Below are 17,263 nucleotides of genomic sequence, written 5' to 3' on the forward strand. Positions count from 1 at the left end.
CATGAGTCTACATTCCGTGTAGCAACGTGATCCGCACGGAGGGGTTCGATCGCGTGGTGCAGGCCACATGATCTACGACGGCTCGTAGCAGTTGCGGGCGCTGGCGTTCCCGCCGCGGCGCGGACCTCCTACTCTGGAGGGCATGGCAGCACCGGAAGTGGATCGGACCGAAACCTCGAGCACGTCTGGAGCCGAGGCAGTGGCCGGGTCCAAAGATATCCCGGGGTCGGCGACGACGTCCGTCTTCGTTGCCGCGGGCGCGATAGCCGGCGTTGTCGCGGCGCTGGTAGTAACCCTGTCTGCGTCGGACGCGTTGGTTCTGCTCGGCATTCCGGATCCAGGACCGGCCACGGTCTACGGACTTCCTGCGGTGCGAGCGATCGGTGAGGTCGCCGTATCCATTGCTATCGGGTCGTTCTTGCTCGCGGCCTTCTTGGTTCCGCCGCAGAAGAACGGGGTGCTCGACGTCGGTGGCTATCGGGCGGTCCGTACGGGATCTGTGGCAGCAATCGTCTGGGCCGCGTGCGCCCTGGTACTGGTCCCGCTGACCCTGTCCGATACCTCGGGTCAACCGTTCACCACGGCGATCCAACCGAGCAACTTGTGGGTCGCACTAGAACAAGTCGAGATCGCCAGTGCGTGGCGCTGGACGGCGATCCTGGCGGTGCTCCTGGCAATCGCGTCGCGGGCCGTGCTGAAGTGGTCGTGGACGCCTCTACTTCTCGTGTTTGCGATCGGCACGTTGATGCCGATCGCTGCCACCGGCCATTCGTCTTCGGGTGGATCGCACGACTACGCAACCAACAGCCTGATCCTGCATCTCGTTGCGGCGACGCTGTGGGCGGGCGGGCTCTTCGCAGTGTTGAGTCACGCAAGGCGTAAGGGCGCGCACACCGATGTCGCGACTCGAAGGTTCTCCACGATCGCCACCGTGTGTTTCGTGGTGATGGCCGTCAGCGGTGTCATCAACGCGCTGGTCCGAGTATCGGTCTCGAACCTGTTCGACTCCACCTACGGTCTGCTGATCCTCGGGAAGATCACGGCGTTGACCGTGCTCGGCTTCTTCGGGTGGATCCAGCGGCGTAGGTCGCTTCCCGCCCTGGCTGCCGATCCCGAGTCTCGTGGAGCACTCATCCGATTCGCGGGTGGTGAGGTGCTCGTCTTCGCTGCGACGATCGGACTTGCCGTCGGACTCGGCCGCACACCTCCGCCTTCGGATATCGATCCGAATCTTTCGCTTACCGAGGCGGCACTGGGTTACAACCTGGACGGACCACCGACCTTCGCCCGTCTGGCGTTCGACTGGCGATTCGATCTGATCTTCGGTACTGCGTCGATACTGCTCGCCGTGATGTATCTGCTCGGTGTCCGTCGACTGCGGAAACGAGGAGACGCGTGGCCGATGGGCCGCACGGTTGCGTTCATGCTCGGCTGCCTGACCCTGTTGATCGCCACATCGTCGGGGGTTGGCAAGTACTCGTCTGCGGTGTTCAGCGTGCACATGGGTGGGCACATGGCGCTGTCGATGCTTGCTCCGGTTCTGCTGGCGCTCGGCGGCGCACTGACGCTGGCGTTACGCGCACTGCCAGCAGCAGGAAAGAACGGAATTCCTGGGTTGCGGGAATGGCTGCTGATCGGTCTGCACAGCAAAGTGTCCCGATTCCTCACCCAACCGATAGTTGCCGCAGTGCTGTTCGTGGGCGGCTTCTACGTGCTGTATCTCGGCGGGATCTTCGGCGCCGTCCTCGACAACCACACAGCTCACTTGTTGATGAACGCACACTTCATCCTCAGCGGCTATCTTTTCTACTGGGTGGTCATCGGAGTCGACCCCTCGCCGAGACCGATTCAGCCCATCACCAAGCTCGCGATGGTGTTCGGGTCTCTGCCGTTCCACGCGTTCTTCGGCGTGGCGCTGATGAGCGAGGCCACGGTGATGGGCGGCTGGTTCTACCGCTCCCTCGGCCTCGACTGGAACTCAGATCTGCTCGGTGACCAGCAGTTGGGCGGCGGCATCGCCTGGGCGACGGGCGAAATACCGCTCGTCCTGGTCATGCTTTCGCTGCTCATCCAGTGGTCCCGTAGTGACACTCGCAACGCGACGCGTTCCGATCGTGCCGCCGAACGCGATCACGACGCCGATCTGGCCGCCCACAACGCCATGTTCGCCGAGCTGGCGAAGCGTGATCGCGAAAGCGGACTCTGACTTTTCTCGAGCTCACCAGGCCGCGGTGATCTTGTCGAGGATCCGAGCCAACTGCTCGCGATCTTCGGCATCGAGCGTGTCGAACAGTTCGGTGGCGACAGCCCGACGTGCGGAGTCGATGGCGTCGAGCTGGGTGCGCCCGGAGTCTGTCAACGAGACCAGTACGGCACGTCGGTCCTGCGGGTCCGGTTCACGGATCACCAGGGCCGCGGCTTCGAGCGAGTCGACGATGTCCGTCGCCGAGCGTGCCACGATGCGTAACCGGTCGGCGAGAGCGCGTAAACGCATCGGTTGCCCTTCGCGGGCGAGGACATGAAGGGCCCGAGATTGGGATGGATTGAGACCGAACGGCTCGAGCGCATTCATGTGGGTGTGGCGTATTCGCCGTGCGACTGCCATGAACGAATCGGCGATGGTCGGGCTGTCTCCCGTAAGCATGACCGAAGCATAGCTTCATTGCTGACAACCTCATAATGAGGTAGCCTCTGCATTATGTCGTTCATCGAACTTGGAGGTCTTCTTGGTACGCCCACTCACGAAATCGAATTCAACTGCCGCCTCATCACCTGATCTGGGGCCTGCGCCCGATCCAGCTCCCGTCGGCCGAGTGCTTGCACTCTTCCATCCCTACCGAGCACGAATCGCTGCCGTCACCGCGATCATCGTCTTCAGTGCAGTCATCGCACTGGCCTCACCTCTACTTCTCCGCGAACTGCTCGACCATGCCATCCCTGATCGCGACGTCACACTCGTCACGCTGATCGCAGTCGGCATGATCGCAGTCGCCATCATCACCAACACACTCGGCGTCGTGCAGACCTGGATGTCCAACGGCGTCGGCCAGAAGCTCATGCACGATCTGCGAGTCTCCGTCTACGCACATCTACAGAAGCAGTCACTCGGCTTCTTCGCCCGCACCCGCACCGGCGAAGTACAGTCTCGGATCGCCAACGACATCGGTGGAATGCAATCCGTCGTCACCAACACTGCGACGTCGATAGCCCAGAATGCCACCACCGTGGCAGCAACAGTCGTCGCTCTGTTTCTGCTCGATTGGCGTCTGGCCCTGTTTTCCCTGGCGATCCTGCCGGTCTTCGTCCGGATAGCGCGTCGTATCGGCAACGAGCGCCGAAAGATCTCCATCACCAGACAGAGACTGCTCGGCGAACTCTCCGTCCAGATCGAGGAATCACTGTCCGTCAGTGGCATCCTGCTCGGCAAGACCACCGGATCCGCGCACGTTCTGACCGATCGGTTCGCCAGTCGGTCCGACGAAGTCGCCGATGTCGAACTCAAAGCGATGATGGCCGGCAAATGGCGAATGGCCAGCATGCAGATCAGCTTCGCGATCATGCCCGCCCTCGTGTATTGGTTCGCCGGCGTGACCATCGGAAACGGAAGCGCGCTCACCGTGGGCACACTCGTCGCGTTCACCACATTGCAAACCCAACTCTTCCGCCCCACCATGCAGCTGCTCGGCACAGGCGTCGAAGTGCAGAGCTCGCTGGCATTGTTCGGCCGGGTATTCGAGTATCTCGACCTCCCGATCGACATCGCCGAACCGAAGAACCCGAAGGTTCTGTCAAGGCAAGACGTACGCGGCGACGTCGCATTCGACCATGTTTGCTTCTCGTACACCGGCGCCTCGCAACCGACACTGACCGACATCGACCTCGAGGTCCCGGCAGGGAGCACGTTGGCCCTGGTCGGATCGACAGGTTCTGGTAAAACCACGCTCGGGTATCTCGCTGCGAGGCTTCATGACCCGACGTCCGGACGCATCACCATCGACGGCGTCGATCTTCGGGATCTGCAGACCACGGCCGTAGCCGAACTCGTCGGCGTCGTATCGCAGGAGACGTACCTCTTCCATGCATCGATCCGCGAAAATCTCCGGTTCGCCAAACCTGAGGCAACCGATGCCGAGATCGAACACGCAGCCCGTGTAGCCCAGATCCACGACTTCATCACCGCGCTGGACGAGGGATACGACACGCTGGTGGGGGAGCGCGGATACCGGTTCTCCGGTGGAGAGAAACAACGACTCGCCATCGCCAGGACCGTCCTGCGCAACCCACCGATTCTCGTACTGGACGAGGCGACCAGCGCACTCGACACTCGGACCGAGCGTGCGCTGCAGGACGCCCTCGACGAACTCATGGCGGGACGCACCACGATCCTCATCGCGCACCGACTCTCGACCGTCCGATCCGCGGACCGCATCGCAGTTCTCGGCAGCGGTCGAATCCTCGAATCCGGTACCCACGACGAGCTCATGGCGTCGGACAGTCACTATGCCGAGCTCGTCCACGCATCGGAAGCCGCGAACTCGGAGCAGGTTGCGGCGTAACCCGTCGCGACCCCCGATTGCGAAGGCGAGGAATGCATTGTTTTTCACAGTGGAACGTGGCGCAGAGGCGCTGATCGAGATCAAGCGATCAAAATTCCTCGCGGTGGTCGAACGCGCACCGTCGGAAGAAGCAGCGCGAGCTGTGATCGCGACAGCCCGTTCGGCCAATCCCGTTGCCCGACATTATTGTTCGGCATTCGTTGTCGGTGATGTGCCAGGCAATCTGATCCTTCGGACGAACGACGATGGAGAACCGAGCGGTACTGCGGGTGGCCCGATGCTCGATGTCCTTCTCGGGCGTGAGATGACCAATGTCGTTGCCGTCGTGACTCGTTGGTTCGGTGGTGTCAAGCTCGGCACCGGTGGGCTGGCACGGGCCTACGGAGATGCAGTCACGCACGCACTCGAGAACGCCCGACTCCTGCGGCGCGAGCGTCGTGAACTGTTGCAGGTCCAACTGGACTACACAGAGGTCGGCCGAGTCGAATCGGAACTTCGGGCGCGGGGCATCGGCATCGTGTCCATCGGCTATCGCTCTCGTGCGGTGATGACGGTTCAGGTCGAGGACGTCGACGCGGTGATCGGCATGCTGGCTGGCCTGACCGGGGGAACGGCCCGTCCCGAGGTCGTGGGGCACACCTATGTGGAGTCCGCGCTCCTCTAACACGCTCGACCGACACACTGATGCCCGAAACCCCGTCGGAAACCGCCTTGTCCACAACCGGGACATCTATCCACAGATGCCGATTCCCAACACATTTCACTCGGAGCTCACGGCAAAGTCGGTGTCCTCGGATCGGCGCTGCCGAACCGGATCGTCGAACAGACGGATCACCGAACTGACAAGGGGACAGACGATGTACGAGGCGCAATGTGCGGTTGTGGGGACAGTCATCACCAATCCGATCAAGAGACAGACCGCGTCCGGTGACGAGGTACTGAACTTCCGGATGGCCAGCAATGTGCGACGTCAGGACCGAGCTACCGGCGAATGGAGCGACGGCGGCACGCTGTACCTCGGTGTCACCTGCTGGCGGCGGCTGGTAAAGGGCGTCGGAGGATCGCTGATGAAGGGCGACCCGGTGGTGGCCTACGGGCAGCTCAGAACGAACGAATACACCACCAGAGACGGTGCCGAACGGTCCGATCTAGAGATGACGGCCAGCGCCGTCGGCCCCGATCTCGCCCGATGCATCGTCAAGGTCGAGCGCGCACGGCCCGTGGCGGTACCGCAGGAGGAACCGGACGAGACGCACGACGAAGGAGTCGACACCTTCGACGAACGCGAGGACGTCGACGTCGACGAAGACTCCATCCCCGAGACGATCGAACACGCCGCGGCGGTGTAGCCGAACATCGCCCGCGCCGGGCCCGAGCGGAACCCATTCGGGCCCGGCAGTTCGTTCGATCGCTATCGTTACCGCATGCGGGCCGACACACGCGCGTGGACGCGACTGTTACTACCTGTGCTGCTCTCGATCATGCTGGGCATCGGTGCCGGGGGAGTCGCGACAGCACACCCAGGGAGAACACAGAATCCCGTCGACTCTGCGCCCGGAACGGTGCAGTCCGTGCAGCCCCTCGCGACGGAAGCCGGGCTGCCCGGCACAGCCAGAGCCCACCTCCTCACCTACTGGACTGTGGGTCCGACGGGTGGGCCCGCGCTCAGTTCCGGAACCGTCTTCGTACCGAACGGTCGAGCCCCCGCCGACGGATGGCCGATAATCTCGTGGGCACACGGAACAGTCGGTGTCGGAGATCAGTGTGCGCCGTCGCGTAATCCGTATCAGGGACGTCACCTCGAGTATCTGAGTCACTGGATCTCCGAGGGATATGCCGTCGTTGCGACCGATTACGCGGGCCTGGGCACACCCGGGCCACACGCCTACCTCGAGAAGGACTCGGCCGCACGCAGCGTCGTCGACATGGTTCGTGCGGCACGGTCCGTGGAATCGGTTCTGGCGGATCGGTGGTTGGCGATCGGGCAGTCCCAGGGCGGCCACGCAGCATTGCAAGCCGCTCATATCGCGACCACCTACGCGCCGGAACTCGACTATCGCGGAGTCGTGGCCACGGGAGCGCCGTCGAACCTCGAATACGCGTTTCAGGTCGGTGGGCCGTGGATTCCAGACCTTGGTTTGGACGGTCTGAACGTCTTCGCGGCGTACGTGCTCGCGGGGCTACGTGAATCGAGGCCCGATCTCGATGTCGACAGTTACCTGACGGACTTCGGGCGTTCCGAGGTAGACAACGTCGAGGCGACCTGTCCGGGGGACCTACGAACGCAGCACGGGTCAGTGGGCGCGATACTCTCGCGTCCGGTGGCGGGAACCGAGATGTTCGACGCTCTGTCGGAGTACCTCTCGGTACCGGTCGACGGTTACGACAGGCCGATCTTCCTAGGTCAGGGAATCATCGACACGATGGTGCCTTCGCCGTTGTCGGTCCCGCTGGCCGCCGGACTCGTCGGGCACGGTCAGGACGTCACGTACGTTCCGTACCTGTATTCGGGGGGTGAATTCGTCGGTCACGAAGGGTCGATGATCGCCTCCATGGCCGACTCGACGCCTTTCGTGCACCGTCTGCTCGACCCTGTGCAAATGGGCTAGCTTCCTCTCGGATCGGGCGATGATGCCTAGACCCGTTCGCACCGATAGGCTTGCGCACATGGCGGAATTCATTTACACCATGAAGAAGGTGCGCAAGGCGCACGGCGACAAGGTCATCCTCGACGACGTAACGATGAGCTTCTACCCAGGAGCGAAGATCGGCGTCGTCGGCCCCAACGGTGCCGGCAAGTCCAGCATTCTGAAGATCATGGCCGGGATCGACCAGCCCGGCAACGGTGAGGCTTTCCTGGCTCCCGGAGCTTCGGTCGGCATCCTCATGCAGGAGCCGGTACTCGACGACACCAAGACTGTCCGTGAAAACGTCGAGGACGGTCTCGGCGAGACGATGGTGCAGCTCAAGCGCTACAACGAGATCGCCGAGCTCATGGCGACCGACTACTCCGACGAACTCATGGAGGAGATGGGCGAGCTGCAGGAGAAGCTCGACCACGCCGACGCCTGGGAAATCGACTCTCAGCTCGAGCAGGCGATGGATGCCCTCCGTTGCCCGCCACCCGAGTCACCCGTCACCAACCTCTCCGGTGGTGAGAAGCGTCGCGTTGCGCTGTGCAAGCTACTGCTCAGCAAGCCCGATCTGCTCCTCCTCGACGAACCGACCAACCACCTCGACGCCGAGTCGGTTCTGTGGCTGGAGCAGCATCTCGCTGCATATCCCGGTGCTATCCTTGCCGTCACTCACGATCGTTACTTTCTCGATCACGTGGCGCAGTGGATCTGCGAGGTCGACCGCGGCCGCCTCTACCCGTACGAGGGCAACTACTCCACGTACCTGGAGCAGAAGGCCGCTCGCCTCGAGGTGTCCGGCAAGAAGGACCAGAAGCTGCAGAAGCGACTCAAGGATGAACTCGCCTGGGTCCGCTCCGGCGCCAAGGCTCGTCAGGCGAAGAGCAAGGCTCGTCTGGATCGCTACGAAGAGATGGCCATCGAGGCGGAGAAGACTCGCAAGCTCGACTTCGACGAGATCCAGATTCCGGCCCCTCCGCGTCTGGGCGACGTCGTCGTCGAGGTCAAGAACCTCGACAAGGGCTTCGACGGTCGCGTACTGATCAAGGACCTCTCGTTCACGCTTCCGCGTAACGGAATCGTCGGCGTCATCGGCCCCAACGGTGTCGGTAAGACGACGCTGTTCAAGACCATCGTCGGTCTCGAAGAGCCCGACGGCGGCGAGGTGAAGATCGGTCAGACGGTCAAGCTGAGCTACGTCGACCAGAACCGCAGCGGCATCGACCCGAAGAAGACGGTCTGGGAGACCGTGTCCGACGGACTCGACTTCATCGTCGTCGGCCAGACCGAATTCCCTTCGCGCGCCTACATCAGTTCGTTCGGATTCAAGGGTCACGATCAGCAGAAGGCGGCCGGCGTTCTCTCCGGTGGCGAGCGCAACCGGCTGAACCTGGCAATGACGCTCAAGCAGGGCGGCAACCTGATCCTGCTCGATGAGCCGACCAACGACCTCGACGTCGAAACTCTCGGTTCGCTGGAGAACGCTCTCGAAGAGTTCCCCGGTTGCGCCGTCGTGATCTCGCACGATCGCTGGTTCCTGGACCGGACGTGCACGCACATCCTGGCCTGGGAAGGCGGCTTCGGCGACAACGAAGCTGCTTGGTACTGGTACGAAGGCAACTTCGAAGGCTACGAGGCCAACAAGATCGAGCGACTCGGCGCCGACGCCGCACGTCCGCACCGCGTCACGCACCGCAAACTGACAAGGGACTGACGCTTGTCCGGGAAAACGTTCGAGTACAGCCTCCAGGTTCGCTGGAGTGACTCGGATCGACTCGGGCACGTAAACAACACGCGGTTCGTCGAATATCTGCAAGAAGCCCGCGCGCACTTCATCACCGAGTGCATGCAGGCTGCGGGGGAGGCGCGGGGAGGGTCGGTCGTAGGGAAACTTACGGTCGACTTCCTGCGCCCGATCTTCGACGCGTCCGGGCCGTTGCAGATCGAGGTGTCGATCTCCCGTATCGGCCGAACGTCCTTCGCTGTTCGGCATCTCGTTCGTGACGTCGAAGGCATCCTGTGTGCCGATGCGGAAGCCGTCATGGTCATGTTCGACCTGACAGCGCAGGCTCCGCGTCCGGTGACGGATCAGGAGAGGGCTGTATTCAGCGACTACCTCGACGCGTCCGAAGATCGGCCCGAATCCGAGTAATCCACTCCGAATCCGATTAGCCCACAAGGGCACCGCCCGACTTGTTCCCCGATAGGCTCGTGTTGCGGGGCGGCTGCACGGCCGCGCCGGCGATCCTCACAAGGGAGTGGTTCAACACATGCCTGACGCGGCGGGAACAACGGACATCGACTGGTCGAGCGGACTGCCCGCAGAGTTGGTGACTCCCTTGCCCGAAGTGAAGGCAGTCTATTTCGTGCACGTCGACACCGATGAGCGCAACAGCCCCGCTGACGAGGCCGAGCGCACGATCGTCCGTATGCACCTGCAGCTGGCGGCGCGCAGAACTCCGGGGGATGCCAAGATTCGCCTGCATCGCGTCGTCGAGGACGCCGAGGGCAGAGTAGTTGGGCCTTCGTTGCAGATCGTGACCGACGACATGCCTCTGCTGGTCGAATCCGTTATGTCGCGACTGTCTCGACTCGATGTCGACGTCACCGACATGGTCCACCCCATCGTGGGTGTCGTTCGAGACAGCGATGGCAATCTGACCCGTGTGGGACCAGGCAACGGCAGTCTCGGCGGGGCCCGGCGTGAGTCGTGGATGTACATTGCGCTGCATCGCTCGACGCCCGGCTCTCTTCTGGACGTGCTGGAGGACGAGATCGCCGTCGTTCTCAACGACGTCCGCGTGGTCATTGCCGACACCGAAGCGATGCGCGGGCTCCAAGCTTCGGTGGCCCGTACTCTCGCAGACTCGGCCGACGGGTGTGACGATGAACGCGCAACGGAGCTTCGAGACGCGGCAGACCTGCTCGGTTGGTTGGCCGAAGGTCACTACACACTGCTCGGCTATCGCCGTTACGACGTGCAACCGACGCAGGACGGATCGCTGCTGACCCGGTCCGTATCCGGGAGTGGACTCGGGGTGTTGCGCCAGGATCATGCATTGGATCGAGAGTCGCTCGATATCAGTGAACGTACCGACCTGTTGACTCTCACACAGGGTTCGAGCCCGGCGACTGTGCATCGCGCGGTGTACCCGTACTTCGTCACCGTGATGGATCGTTCGGCTCCAGAGCTCGGCGAGCATCGCTTCATGGGTGTCTTCACCGTGACTGCGCTGCACGAGAGCGTGCTCGACATCCCGGTCATCGAGCGGCGCGTACGTTCGATCATCGACCGAGCCGGCTATGATCTCGACTCGTACTCAGGCCAAGCGATGCTCGAAGTATTGCAATCGATGCCGCGATCGGAACTGTTCGCCTCCGGCACGGAAGCGCTGTTCGAGAATGCGACTGCGGTGCTCGCTATCGGACGTCGCCGCAAGGTCAAGGTGTTTCTACGTGAGGACTCCAACTGCGCCTTCGTTTCGGCGTTGGTCTACCTTCCGCGTGATCGCTATACGACGAGAGTCCGCCTCGCCGTTCAGGATTGCTTGTTGCGTGAACTCGGAGGTTCGGGCATCGACTACACCGCGCGGGTCACCGAGTCCGATATGGCCTTGTTGCACGTCACCATTCGACGCGACGATCGGAACCAGGTCGGTGCCGATCTCTCTCGAGACAATGTTGCTCGTATCGAGTCACTTCTCACCGAGACGATCAAGACGTGGGAGGACGGGCTTGCGCAGGCAATCGTGGATGACGCCAGTGTCGAAGCGATCTCGGCAAGTCGGTACACCGATTCGTTCCCTGAGGCCTACAAGCAGGATTTCGGGCCCGAACGTGCTGTGTTCGATATCGCGCGGCTAGAAGCTCTTGCCGACGGAACGGTCGACATGCAGCTCTATCGCAACTCCGGCTCCGCGGTCGGGAATTGGCGGTTCAGTTTGTACATCGGCGGGGGTGGTGTGTCGTTGAGTCAGGTCTTGCCGATCCTGCAGAGTCTCGGAGTCGAGGTAGACGACGAGCGTCCGTACCCGATCGGTCGTCCGGATGGAATGCAATGCTGGATATACGATTTCGGAGTCTCCGCCTCACGAGAGATGCTTCGTACAGCGATCGACAGTGATCTGGACTCCGACCTTCCCAGCGCAGGGGCTCTCGATGACGAAAGCCGCGTGCAGCTGAGATTCACCGACGCATTCACTGCCGTGTGGAACGGACATGCCGAGGCAGACCGATTCAACGAACTCGTCATGCGCGCTGGACTGAACTGGCGGCAGGCGCACATCCTGCGTGCGTATGCGAAGTACCTGCGACAGGCCAACTTTCCTTACAGTCAGTTCAATATCGAGGGTGTTCTACTCTCTCATCCGAGAACCGCGCAATTGCTGGTGACCTTGTTCGAGTCTCAATTCGACCCCGAAGGTGCTGCCGAGGAACAGTCGGCTGAACTCGACAAGGAATTGCGGATACTCATCGATCAGGTGGTGAGTCTCGACGCCGACCGCATCCTCCGTGCAATCTTCGAATTGATCCGTGCGACAGTGCGAACCAACTTCTATGTAGTCGATGCTGTCGGCGCACCACGCGATTTTCTGTCCCTCAAGTTCGACCCTCGGTTCATTGCCGAGCTGCCGAAACCGAAACCGAGATTCGAAATCTTCGTGTACTCCCCGCGAGTCGAGGGTGTACATCTGCGATTCGGCGCGGTGGCGCGTGGCGGGCTTCGCTGGTCCGATCGACGTGAAGACTATCGCACCGAAGTCCTTGGGCTGGCCAAGGCACAAATGGTGAAGAACGCTGTCATCGTGCCGGTCGGCGCCAAAGGCGGATTCGTCGTCAAGCGCCCACCGGTACCGACTGGAGACGCGGCGACGGATCGGACGGCGACGGCCGAGGAGGGGCGGGCGTGCTATCGACTGTTCATCGCCGGTCTACTCGATGTGACCGACAATCTCGATCGTGCGACGAGCGCAGTTCTTCCGCCGGACCGCGTCGTACGTCGCGACGGGGACGACACGTACCTCGTGGTGGCAGCGGACAAAGGGACGGCCTCGTTCTCCGATCTTGCGAATGCGGTTGCCGGTGAATACGACTTCTGGCTCGGGGACGCCTTCGCGTCGGGCGGGTCGGCAGGCTACGACCACAAGGCTATGGGCATCACCGCAAGGGGCGCATGGGAAAGCGTCAAACGCCATTTCCGTGAAATCGGCATCGATACGCAGTCAGAGGATTTCACGGTCGTCGGCATCGGAGATATGAGCGGTGACGTGTTCGGAAACGGCATGCTGCTCAGCACACACATCGGCTTGCTCGCCGCATTCGATCATCGACACATTTTTCTCGACCCGAACCCGGATCGCGCGGCGGCATTCGCCGAACGTGCCCGACTGTTCGAGCTTCCTCGATCGTCCTGGGCCGATTACGATTCGGCACTGATCAGCGACGGCGGTGGCGTGTGGGAACGGACGGTCAAGTCGGTGCCGGTCAGTCCTGCGGCCCGCGTGGCTCTGGGTCTCGACGAGTCGACAACCGAATTGGCGCCACCGGACCTGATCCGCGCAATCCTGAAGACACCCGCTGATCTGCTATGGAACGGTGGAATCGGCACCTATATCAAGGCATCCACCCAGTCGAACTCCGATGTCGGTGACAAGTCCAACGACGCAATCCGGGTGGACGGAAGTGAGCTCAGGGCCACCATCGTCGGTGAGGGTGGCAATCTCGGTGCCACCTCGCTCGGACGTATCGAGTACGACATCGCCGGGGGCCGGATCAACACCGACGCTGTGGACAACTCTGCAGGTGTCGATTGTTCCGATCACGAGGTCAACATCAAGATTCTTCTCGATTCTGCCATCGCCGACGGCACCCTCGACCCCGCCGGCCGCGATGATCTGCTCGCGTCCATGACCGAGGAGGTGAGCAGGTTGGTGCTCTGGGACAACATCATGCAGAACGAGCTACTCGGAACGTCCCGCTCGGATGCGCCTGCGCTGCTCACCGTCCACCGACGTGTCATCGAGGACCTCGAGGTGCGCAGCGGATTGGATCGCGAACTCGAGGTGTTGCCGTCGGATATCGACATTCGCAAGCGTGCGCAGGACGAGCGAGGTCTGACCTCACCCGAGCTCGCTACGTTGATGGCCCACGTCAAGCTGGTTCTCGAGAGCGACCTGCTTGCCAGTGAATTGCCGGACAGCGACGTGTTCGCTCCGAGACTGCCCAAGTATTTTCCGGAGCCGCTACGTGAGAAGTACTCCAACGCAATTACATCTCATCCGCTGCGGCGCCAACTGGTGGCGACGACGTTGACCAACGAGACCGTCGACCGGGGCGGGATCAGCTTCGTCTATCGACTTGCCGAGGACACCGGGGCGAGCGGTACCGATGCAGTTCGCGCATTCGCTGCCGCGACCGAGATCTTCGACCTGGAGGAGCTCTGGCAGGAGATTCGTTCGGCCGACATGTCGACTGCATCGTCCGATGAACTCCTGCTCGAATCCAGACGCGTGCTGGACCGAGTGGCCAGGTGGCTGCTCATCAACCGGCCCCAGCCACTTGCCGTAGGTGCCGAGATCAGCAGATATGCATCCAAGGTCCGTTCCCTGAGGATCCGGGTAGCGGGTTGGATCGACGGGCACCAGGTGCGAGATCTGAACAAACGGGTGACAGCGTCGGTCGAGCGAGGCACACCGAGAGAATTGGCAAGTTCGGTCTATGAACTGCTGGACGTGTTCTGTTTGCTCGACATCATCGATGTCGCCGACATCACCGAACACGACCTTTCCGAAGTTGCGGAGTTGTATTTCGCGTTGGATGCGCACATCGGCATCGATTGGTTGCTGACATCGGTGTCGAGACTGCCGCGTGGCGACCGTTGGCATTCGTTGGCCCGGCTGGCCTTGCGCGACGACCTCTACTCCTCACTCCGCGCGATCACCAAAGAGGTTGTACTGGGCGGAGAGCCGCACGAGAGCGCCGCCGAGAAGATCGCCGAATGGGAAGCTATGAATTCATCCAGGCTGACCCGGGCACGAACAGCGCTTGCCGAGATCGCGGACTCGGGCACGCTGGATATCGCCTCGCTGTCGGTGGCAGCCCGTCAGGTCCGCAGCATGGTTCCTTGAGCGTTACCGATCAACCACGAACAACAGATACCGATACAAGATAGAGGAACTGACTTGACTGTGCCCAGAAACCATCTGTCGAACGAGCGGGAACCCGAACAGCGAATCGGATTCCACACCAGCGTCGAGGTTCGATGGTCGGATATGGATGCCTACCAACACATCAACCATGCCCGCATGGTGACGCTCCTCGAGGAGGCACGCATTCCGTGGCTGCTGGTAGACGGTAAACCGACAGCGAACCTGCGTCACGGTGCCGTCATTGCGGACTTGCATGTTCGATACCGGGGTCAATTACGCCACGAGGACGGTCCGCTGGACGTATTGATGTGGGTGGACAAGGTCCGGGCGGTGGATTTCGTTGCAGGTTACGAGGTTCGGGCGAAGGGTAAGTCTCTCGATACACCCGCCGCAATCGTTGCGTCGACGCAAATAGCGGCATTCGACATGAATACTCAGGGGCTGCGGAGATTCACTGCCGAAGAGCGGACGTATCTGGAGAGCTGGCAACGTGTTTGAGCGTGTTCTCACCATCCCTGATCCCGTCGAACGCAAGAACCTCGTGGCCTTCCTGGAGAAGGCAGTTCGGCTCGACGAGGCTGCTGTCGTTCGTATGAGAACGCGTGCCGACGGCCGCGTATCGGTCTGGGCTGCAACCGGTTTCGATGCACTCGCGGTGCGGGTCATCACGGGAAAGATCGTGCCCGACGACACTTCGGCCGCTGCCGATCAACTGGTGAATGCCTTGCAATCGGCATTCGACGGCGTGGTGGATCCGGGATTCTCGATGGACTCGGCCTGGCGCGGTGCGCTGCCCCCGGACAGCGGTTTTCACCATGTGGACGACGTTCCGGCACGCGTCCTGATCGATCTTGCTCAGCGGGGTGCAGCGCTGGCCAAGGAGCACGGGAGTAGTCACGGTCCACCGGTATCGCTCCTGGACCAGGAGGTTCTGCACGTCGAAGGCTCAGGCGGTGATGTGTCGATCGCTATGCGTACGGTGTTCGCTCTTACCGCAATGGGATTCGTTCCTCATGCGGGTGTGGACCCGTTGACCGCCGACGTCGACCTGACCCGAATCGACGTCGACGAGCTGGTGCGGGTGCGGGCCACCAAGGTGTGGTTGCGTCTCGATGCACGCTACGGATCGGTCTTCTGTAGGCGCGGGGATCCGTTGTCGCTCAGCGTCGAACGTTAGCCTCTGCCGAATCAGCCCGCTAAATGTTCCGTTAGACGAGCCACGCAGCGGCATCGGCGGGGAGCTGTCCGTCGACGAGCGGTGCGCTCGACATCAGCAGCTCACCGGGTGGAAGTGCAATGGCGGCATCGGTGGCATTGAGGGCGCAGATGAGTCCGCCTTGCCGACGGAACGCGAGGCAGCCGGGGGGGCTCCCGTACCAATCGACTCCGCTTCCAGCGAATTCGGGTCGCAGCTCACGAAGCTCTAAGGCTGCCCGATAGAAGTTGAGCATCGAATCGACGTCTTCCAACTGTTCCTCGACGGTCAGCGGTGCCCATTCGGGTGGAATGGGTAGCCATGTCTTCGGTGAGGTGCTGAAGCCGAACGGGGGCGCCGGGGACTCCCAGGGCAGCGGCACGCGGCAACCGTCGCGGCCTCGTTCGGCGTGCCCGGAGCGTTCCCAGACAGGATCTTGAAGGACCTCGTCCGGTAGGACGGCGTTCGGTAATCCGAGTTCGGATCCGTTGTAGACGAACACCGTTCCGGGAAGTGCCAACTCCAGGAGCAGCATCGCCCGTGCCCGCCTGGTTCCTCGGATTCCGCCGCCGTATCGGGTCACTTCGCGCTCGATGTCGTGGTTGGAGAGCGTCCACGTAGGTGTTCCGTCGACCCGCGCGACCGCAGCGAGCGAGTTGGTGACGGCATCCCGAATCGTGGCGGCATCGAAATCGGCCTCGGCCAAGCGGAAATTGAACCCTAGATGCAGTTCGTCCGGTCGGAGGTAGTCGCCGAACCGTTCGTTGTCCTGGACCCAGATCTCCCCGATGGTGACCTTGTTCGGGTATTCGTCCATCACCTTGCGGATGCCGCGGTGAATCTCGTGGACGCCCTCGTTGTTGAATCGCGGATCGTCGTCGTCGTTCTTCATCAGGGTGTTCAACTCGAGGTTCATGTCGTGCAACTCGGCGGGCTTGGCCATACCGTGCGCGACATCGATGCGGAAGCCGTCGACACCTCTATCGAGCCAGAAGCGCAGCGTCTTCGCCAGATCCTCGGCCACCTCAGGATTCGTCCAGTCCAGGTCCGGTTGCTCCGGCGCGAAGATATGGAGGTACCACTGCTCTGGATGCCCGTCAGAATCGGTGACGCGAGTCCATGCCGGCCCGCCGAAGATGCTGGGCCAGTTGTTCGGTGGCTCGGAACCATCCCCTTTACCGTCGCGAAAGATGTAGCGAGCACGCTCGGGGCTTCCCGGCGTGGACTCGAGGGCCTCGAGAAACCAGGCATGCTGATCGCTGGTGTGGTTCGGCACCAAATCCATCGTGATCTTGATGTCACGAATGTGTGCTTCTTCGATAAGCGCGTCCATGACGGCCAAGTTGCCGAACAGGGGATCGATATCTCGTGGATCGGAGACGTCGTATCCGTGGTCGGCCATCGGGGAACGCATGACCGGGCTGAGCCACAACGCGTCGACACCCAATAGTTCCAGGTACCCGAGTTTTTCCCTGATGCCACCGAGGTCACCCACTCCATCACCGTTGGAGTCGGCGAACGATCGTGGGTAGATCTGGTAGAAGATCGCGTCCTTCCACCATGTTTCTTCGGGCGCGTGGAGCGTCGGATCGTTCACAACTGGCAAGTGTGCCAAACGAAACCCACTCGTCTCGACCCAGGGAGTGTGATTGGTCCGATTTCACAGACCGGAACCCCGGTTTTCCTGCACAAACAGTCCTGTTGTCCGAAATGTGCGGTATCTTTCCACCC

The 17,263-nt window shown here is 61.9% G+C and carries 12 protein-coding genes; 10 read left to right on the forward strand and 2 right to left on the reverse strand.

Annotated elements, in window-relative coordinates:
* Positions 1 to 142: 142 nt before the first annotated feature.
* Positions 143 to 2,206, forward strand: coding sequence for a bifunctional copper resistance protein CopD/cytochrome c oxidase assembly protein (locus QMK32_RS10650; RefSeq protein WP_283474848.1), 2,064 nt, complete (start codon positions 143 to 145; stop codon positions 2,204 to 2,206).
* A gap of 12 nt (positions 2,207 to 2,218) precedes the next feature.
* Here QMK32_RS10650 and QMK32_RS10655 read toward each other — a convergent pair whose 3' ends face one another.
* Positions 2,219 to 2,644 (reverse strand): MarR family winged helix-turn-helix transcriptional regulator, encoded by a 426-nt coding sequence (locus tag QMK32_RS10655; protein WP_283474850.1) that lies wholly within the window; start codon positions 2,642 to 2,644, stop codon positions 2,219 to 2,221.
* Positions 2,645 to 2,813: 169 nt separating this feature from the next.
* Between QMK32_RS10655 and QMK32_RS10660 the strand changes: the two genes are divergently transcribed.
* The 9 genes from QMK32_RS10660 (at position 2,814) to QMK32_RS10700 (ending at position 15,514) form a co-directional block, all read left to right on the forward strand.
* Positions 2,814 to 4,556 carry an ABC transporter ATP-binding protein gene (locus QMK32_RS10660; protein ID WP_283474851.1) on the forward strand — a complete coding sequence of 581 codons (1,743 nt, stop codon included), beginning with the start codon at positions 2,814 to 2,816 and terminating at the stop codon, positions 4,554 to 4,556.
* A 49-nt stretch (positions 4,557 to 4,605) separates the two neighbouring features.
* Entirely contained in the window at positions 4,606 to 5,220 is a 615-nt protein-coding gene (locus QMK32_RS10665; RefSeq protein ID WP_283474853.1) for an IMPACT family protein, read from the forward strand.
* A 193-nt stretch (positions 5,221 to 5,413) separates the two neighbouring features.
* Positions 5,414 to 5,905 carry a single-stranded DNA-binding protein gene (locus tag QMK32_RS10670; protein ID WP_283475329.1) on the forward strand — a complete coding sequence of 164 codons (492 nt, stop codon included), beginning with the start codon at positions 5,414 to 5,416 and terminating at the stop codon, positions 5,903 to 5,905.
* Positions 5,906 to 5,980: 75 nt separating this feature from the next.
* Positions 5,981 to 7,165 carry a lipase family protein gene (locus tag QMK32_RS10675; protein WP_283474855.1) on the forward strand — a complete coding sequence of 395 codons (1,185 nt, stop codon included), beginning with the start codon at positions 5,981 to 5,983 and terminating at the stop codon, positions 7,163 to 7,165.
* A 58-nt stretch (positions 7,166 to 7,223) separates the two neighbouring features.
* Entirely contained in the window at positions 7,224 to 8,903 is a 1,680-nt protein-coding gene (gene ettA / locus QMK32_RS10680; RefSeq protein ID WP_084344622.1) for an energy-dependent translational throttle protein EttA, read from the forward strand.
* A gap of 3 nt (positions 8,904 to 8,906) precedes the next feature.
* Entirely contained in the window at positions 8,907 to 9,341 is a 435-nt protein-coding gene (locus QMK32_RS10685; protein ID WP_283474862.1) for an acyl-CoA thioesterase, read from the forward strand.
* Positions 9,342 to 9,459: 118 nt separating this feature from the next.
* Complete coding sequence (locus QMK32_RS10690; protein WP_283474863.1) at positions 9,460 to 14,316, forward strand: NAD-glutamate dehydrogenase; 4,857 nt, start codon at positions 9,460 to 9,462, stop codon at positions 14,314 to 14,316.
* Between the two features lie 54 nt (positions 14,317 to 14,370).
* The gene (locus tag QMK32_RS10695) at positions 14,371 to 14,835 is read left to right on the forward strand and encodes an acyl-CoA thioesterase (RefSeq protein WP_283474864.1); all 465 of its coding nucleotides are present in this window, start codon (positions 14,371 to 14,373) and stop codon (positions 14,833 to 14,835) included.
* The gene (locus QMK32_RS10700) at positions 14,828 to 15,514 is read left to right on the forward strand and encodes a DUF8185 domain-containing protein (protein WP_283474865.1); all 687 of its coding nucleotides are present in this window, start codon (positions 14,828 to 14,830) and stop codon (positions 15,512 to 15,514) included. The genes QMK32_RS10695 and QMK32_RS10700 overlap by 8 nt, the downstream gene beginning before the upstream one ends.
* Before the next feature lie 31 nt (positions 15,515 to 15,545).
* On the opposite strand, the gene QMK32_RS10705 is transcribed toward QMK32_RS10700, so the two are convergent.
* Complete coding sequence (locus tag QMK32_RS10705; protein WP_283474867.1) at positions 15,546 to 17,129, reverse strand: glycoside hydrolase family 13 protein; 1,584 nt, start codon at positions 17,127 to 17,129, stop codon at positions 15,546 to 15,548.
* Positions 17,130 to 17,263: the final 134 nt, after the last annotated feature.

The sequence above is a fragment of the Rhodococcus sp. H29-C3 genome (assembly GCF_030063405.1).
GTDB lineage: Bacteria > Actinomycetota > Actinomycetes > Mycobacteriales > Mycobacteriaceae > Rhodococcoides.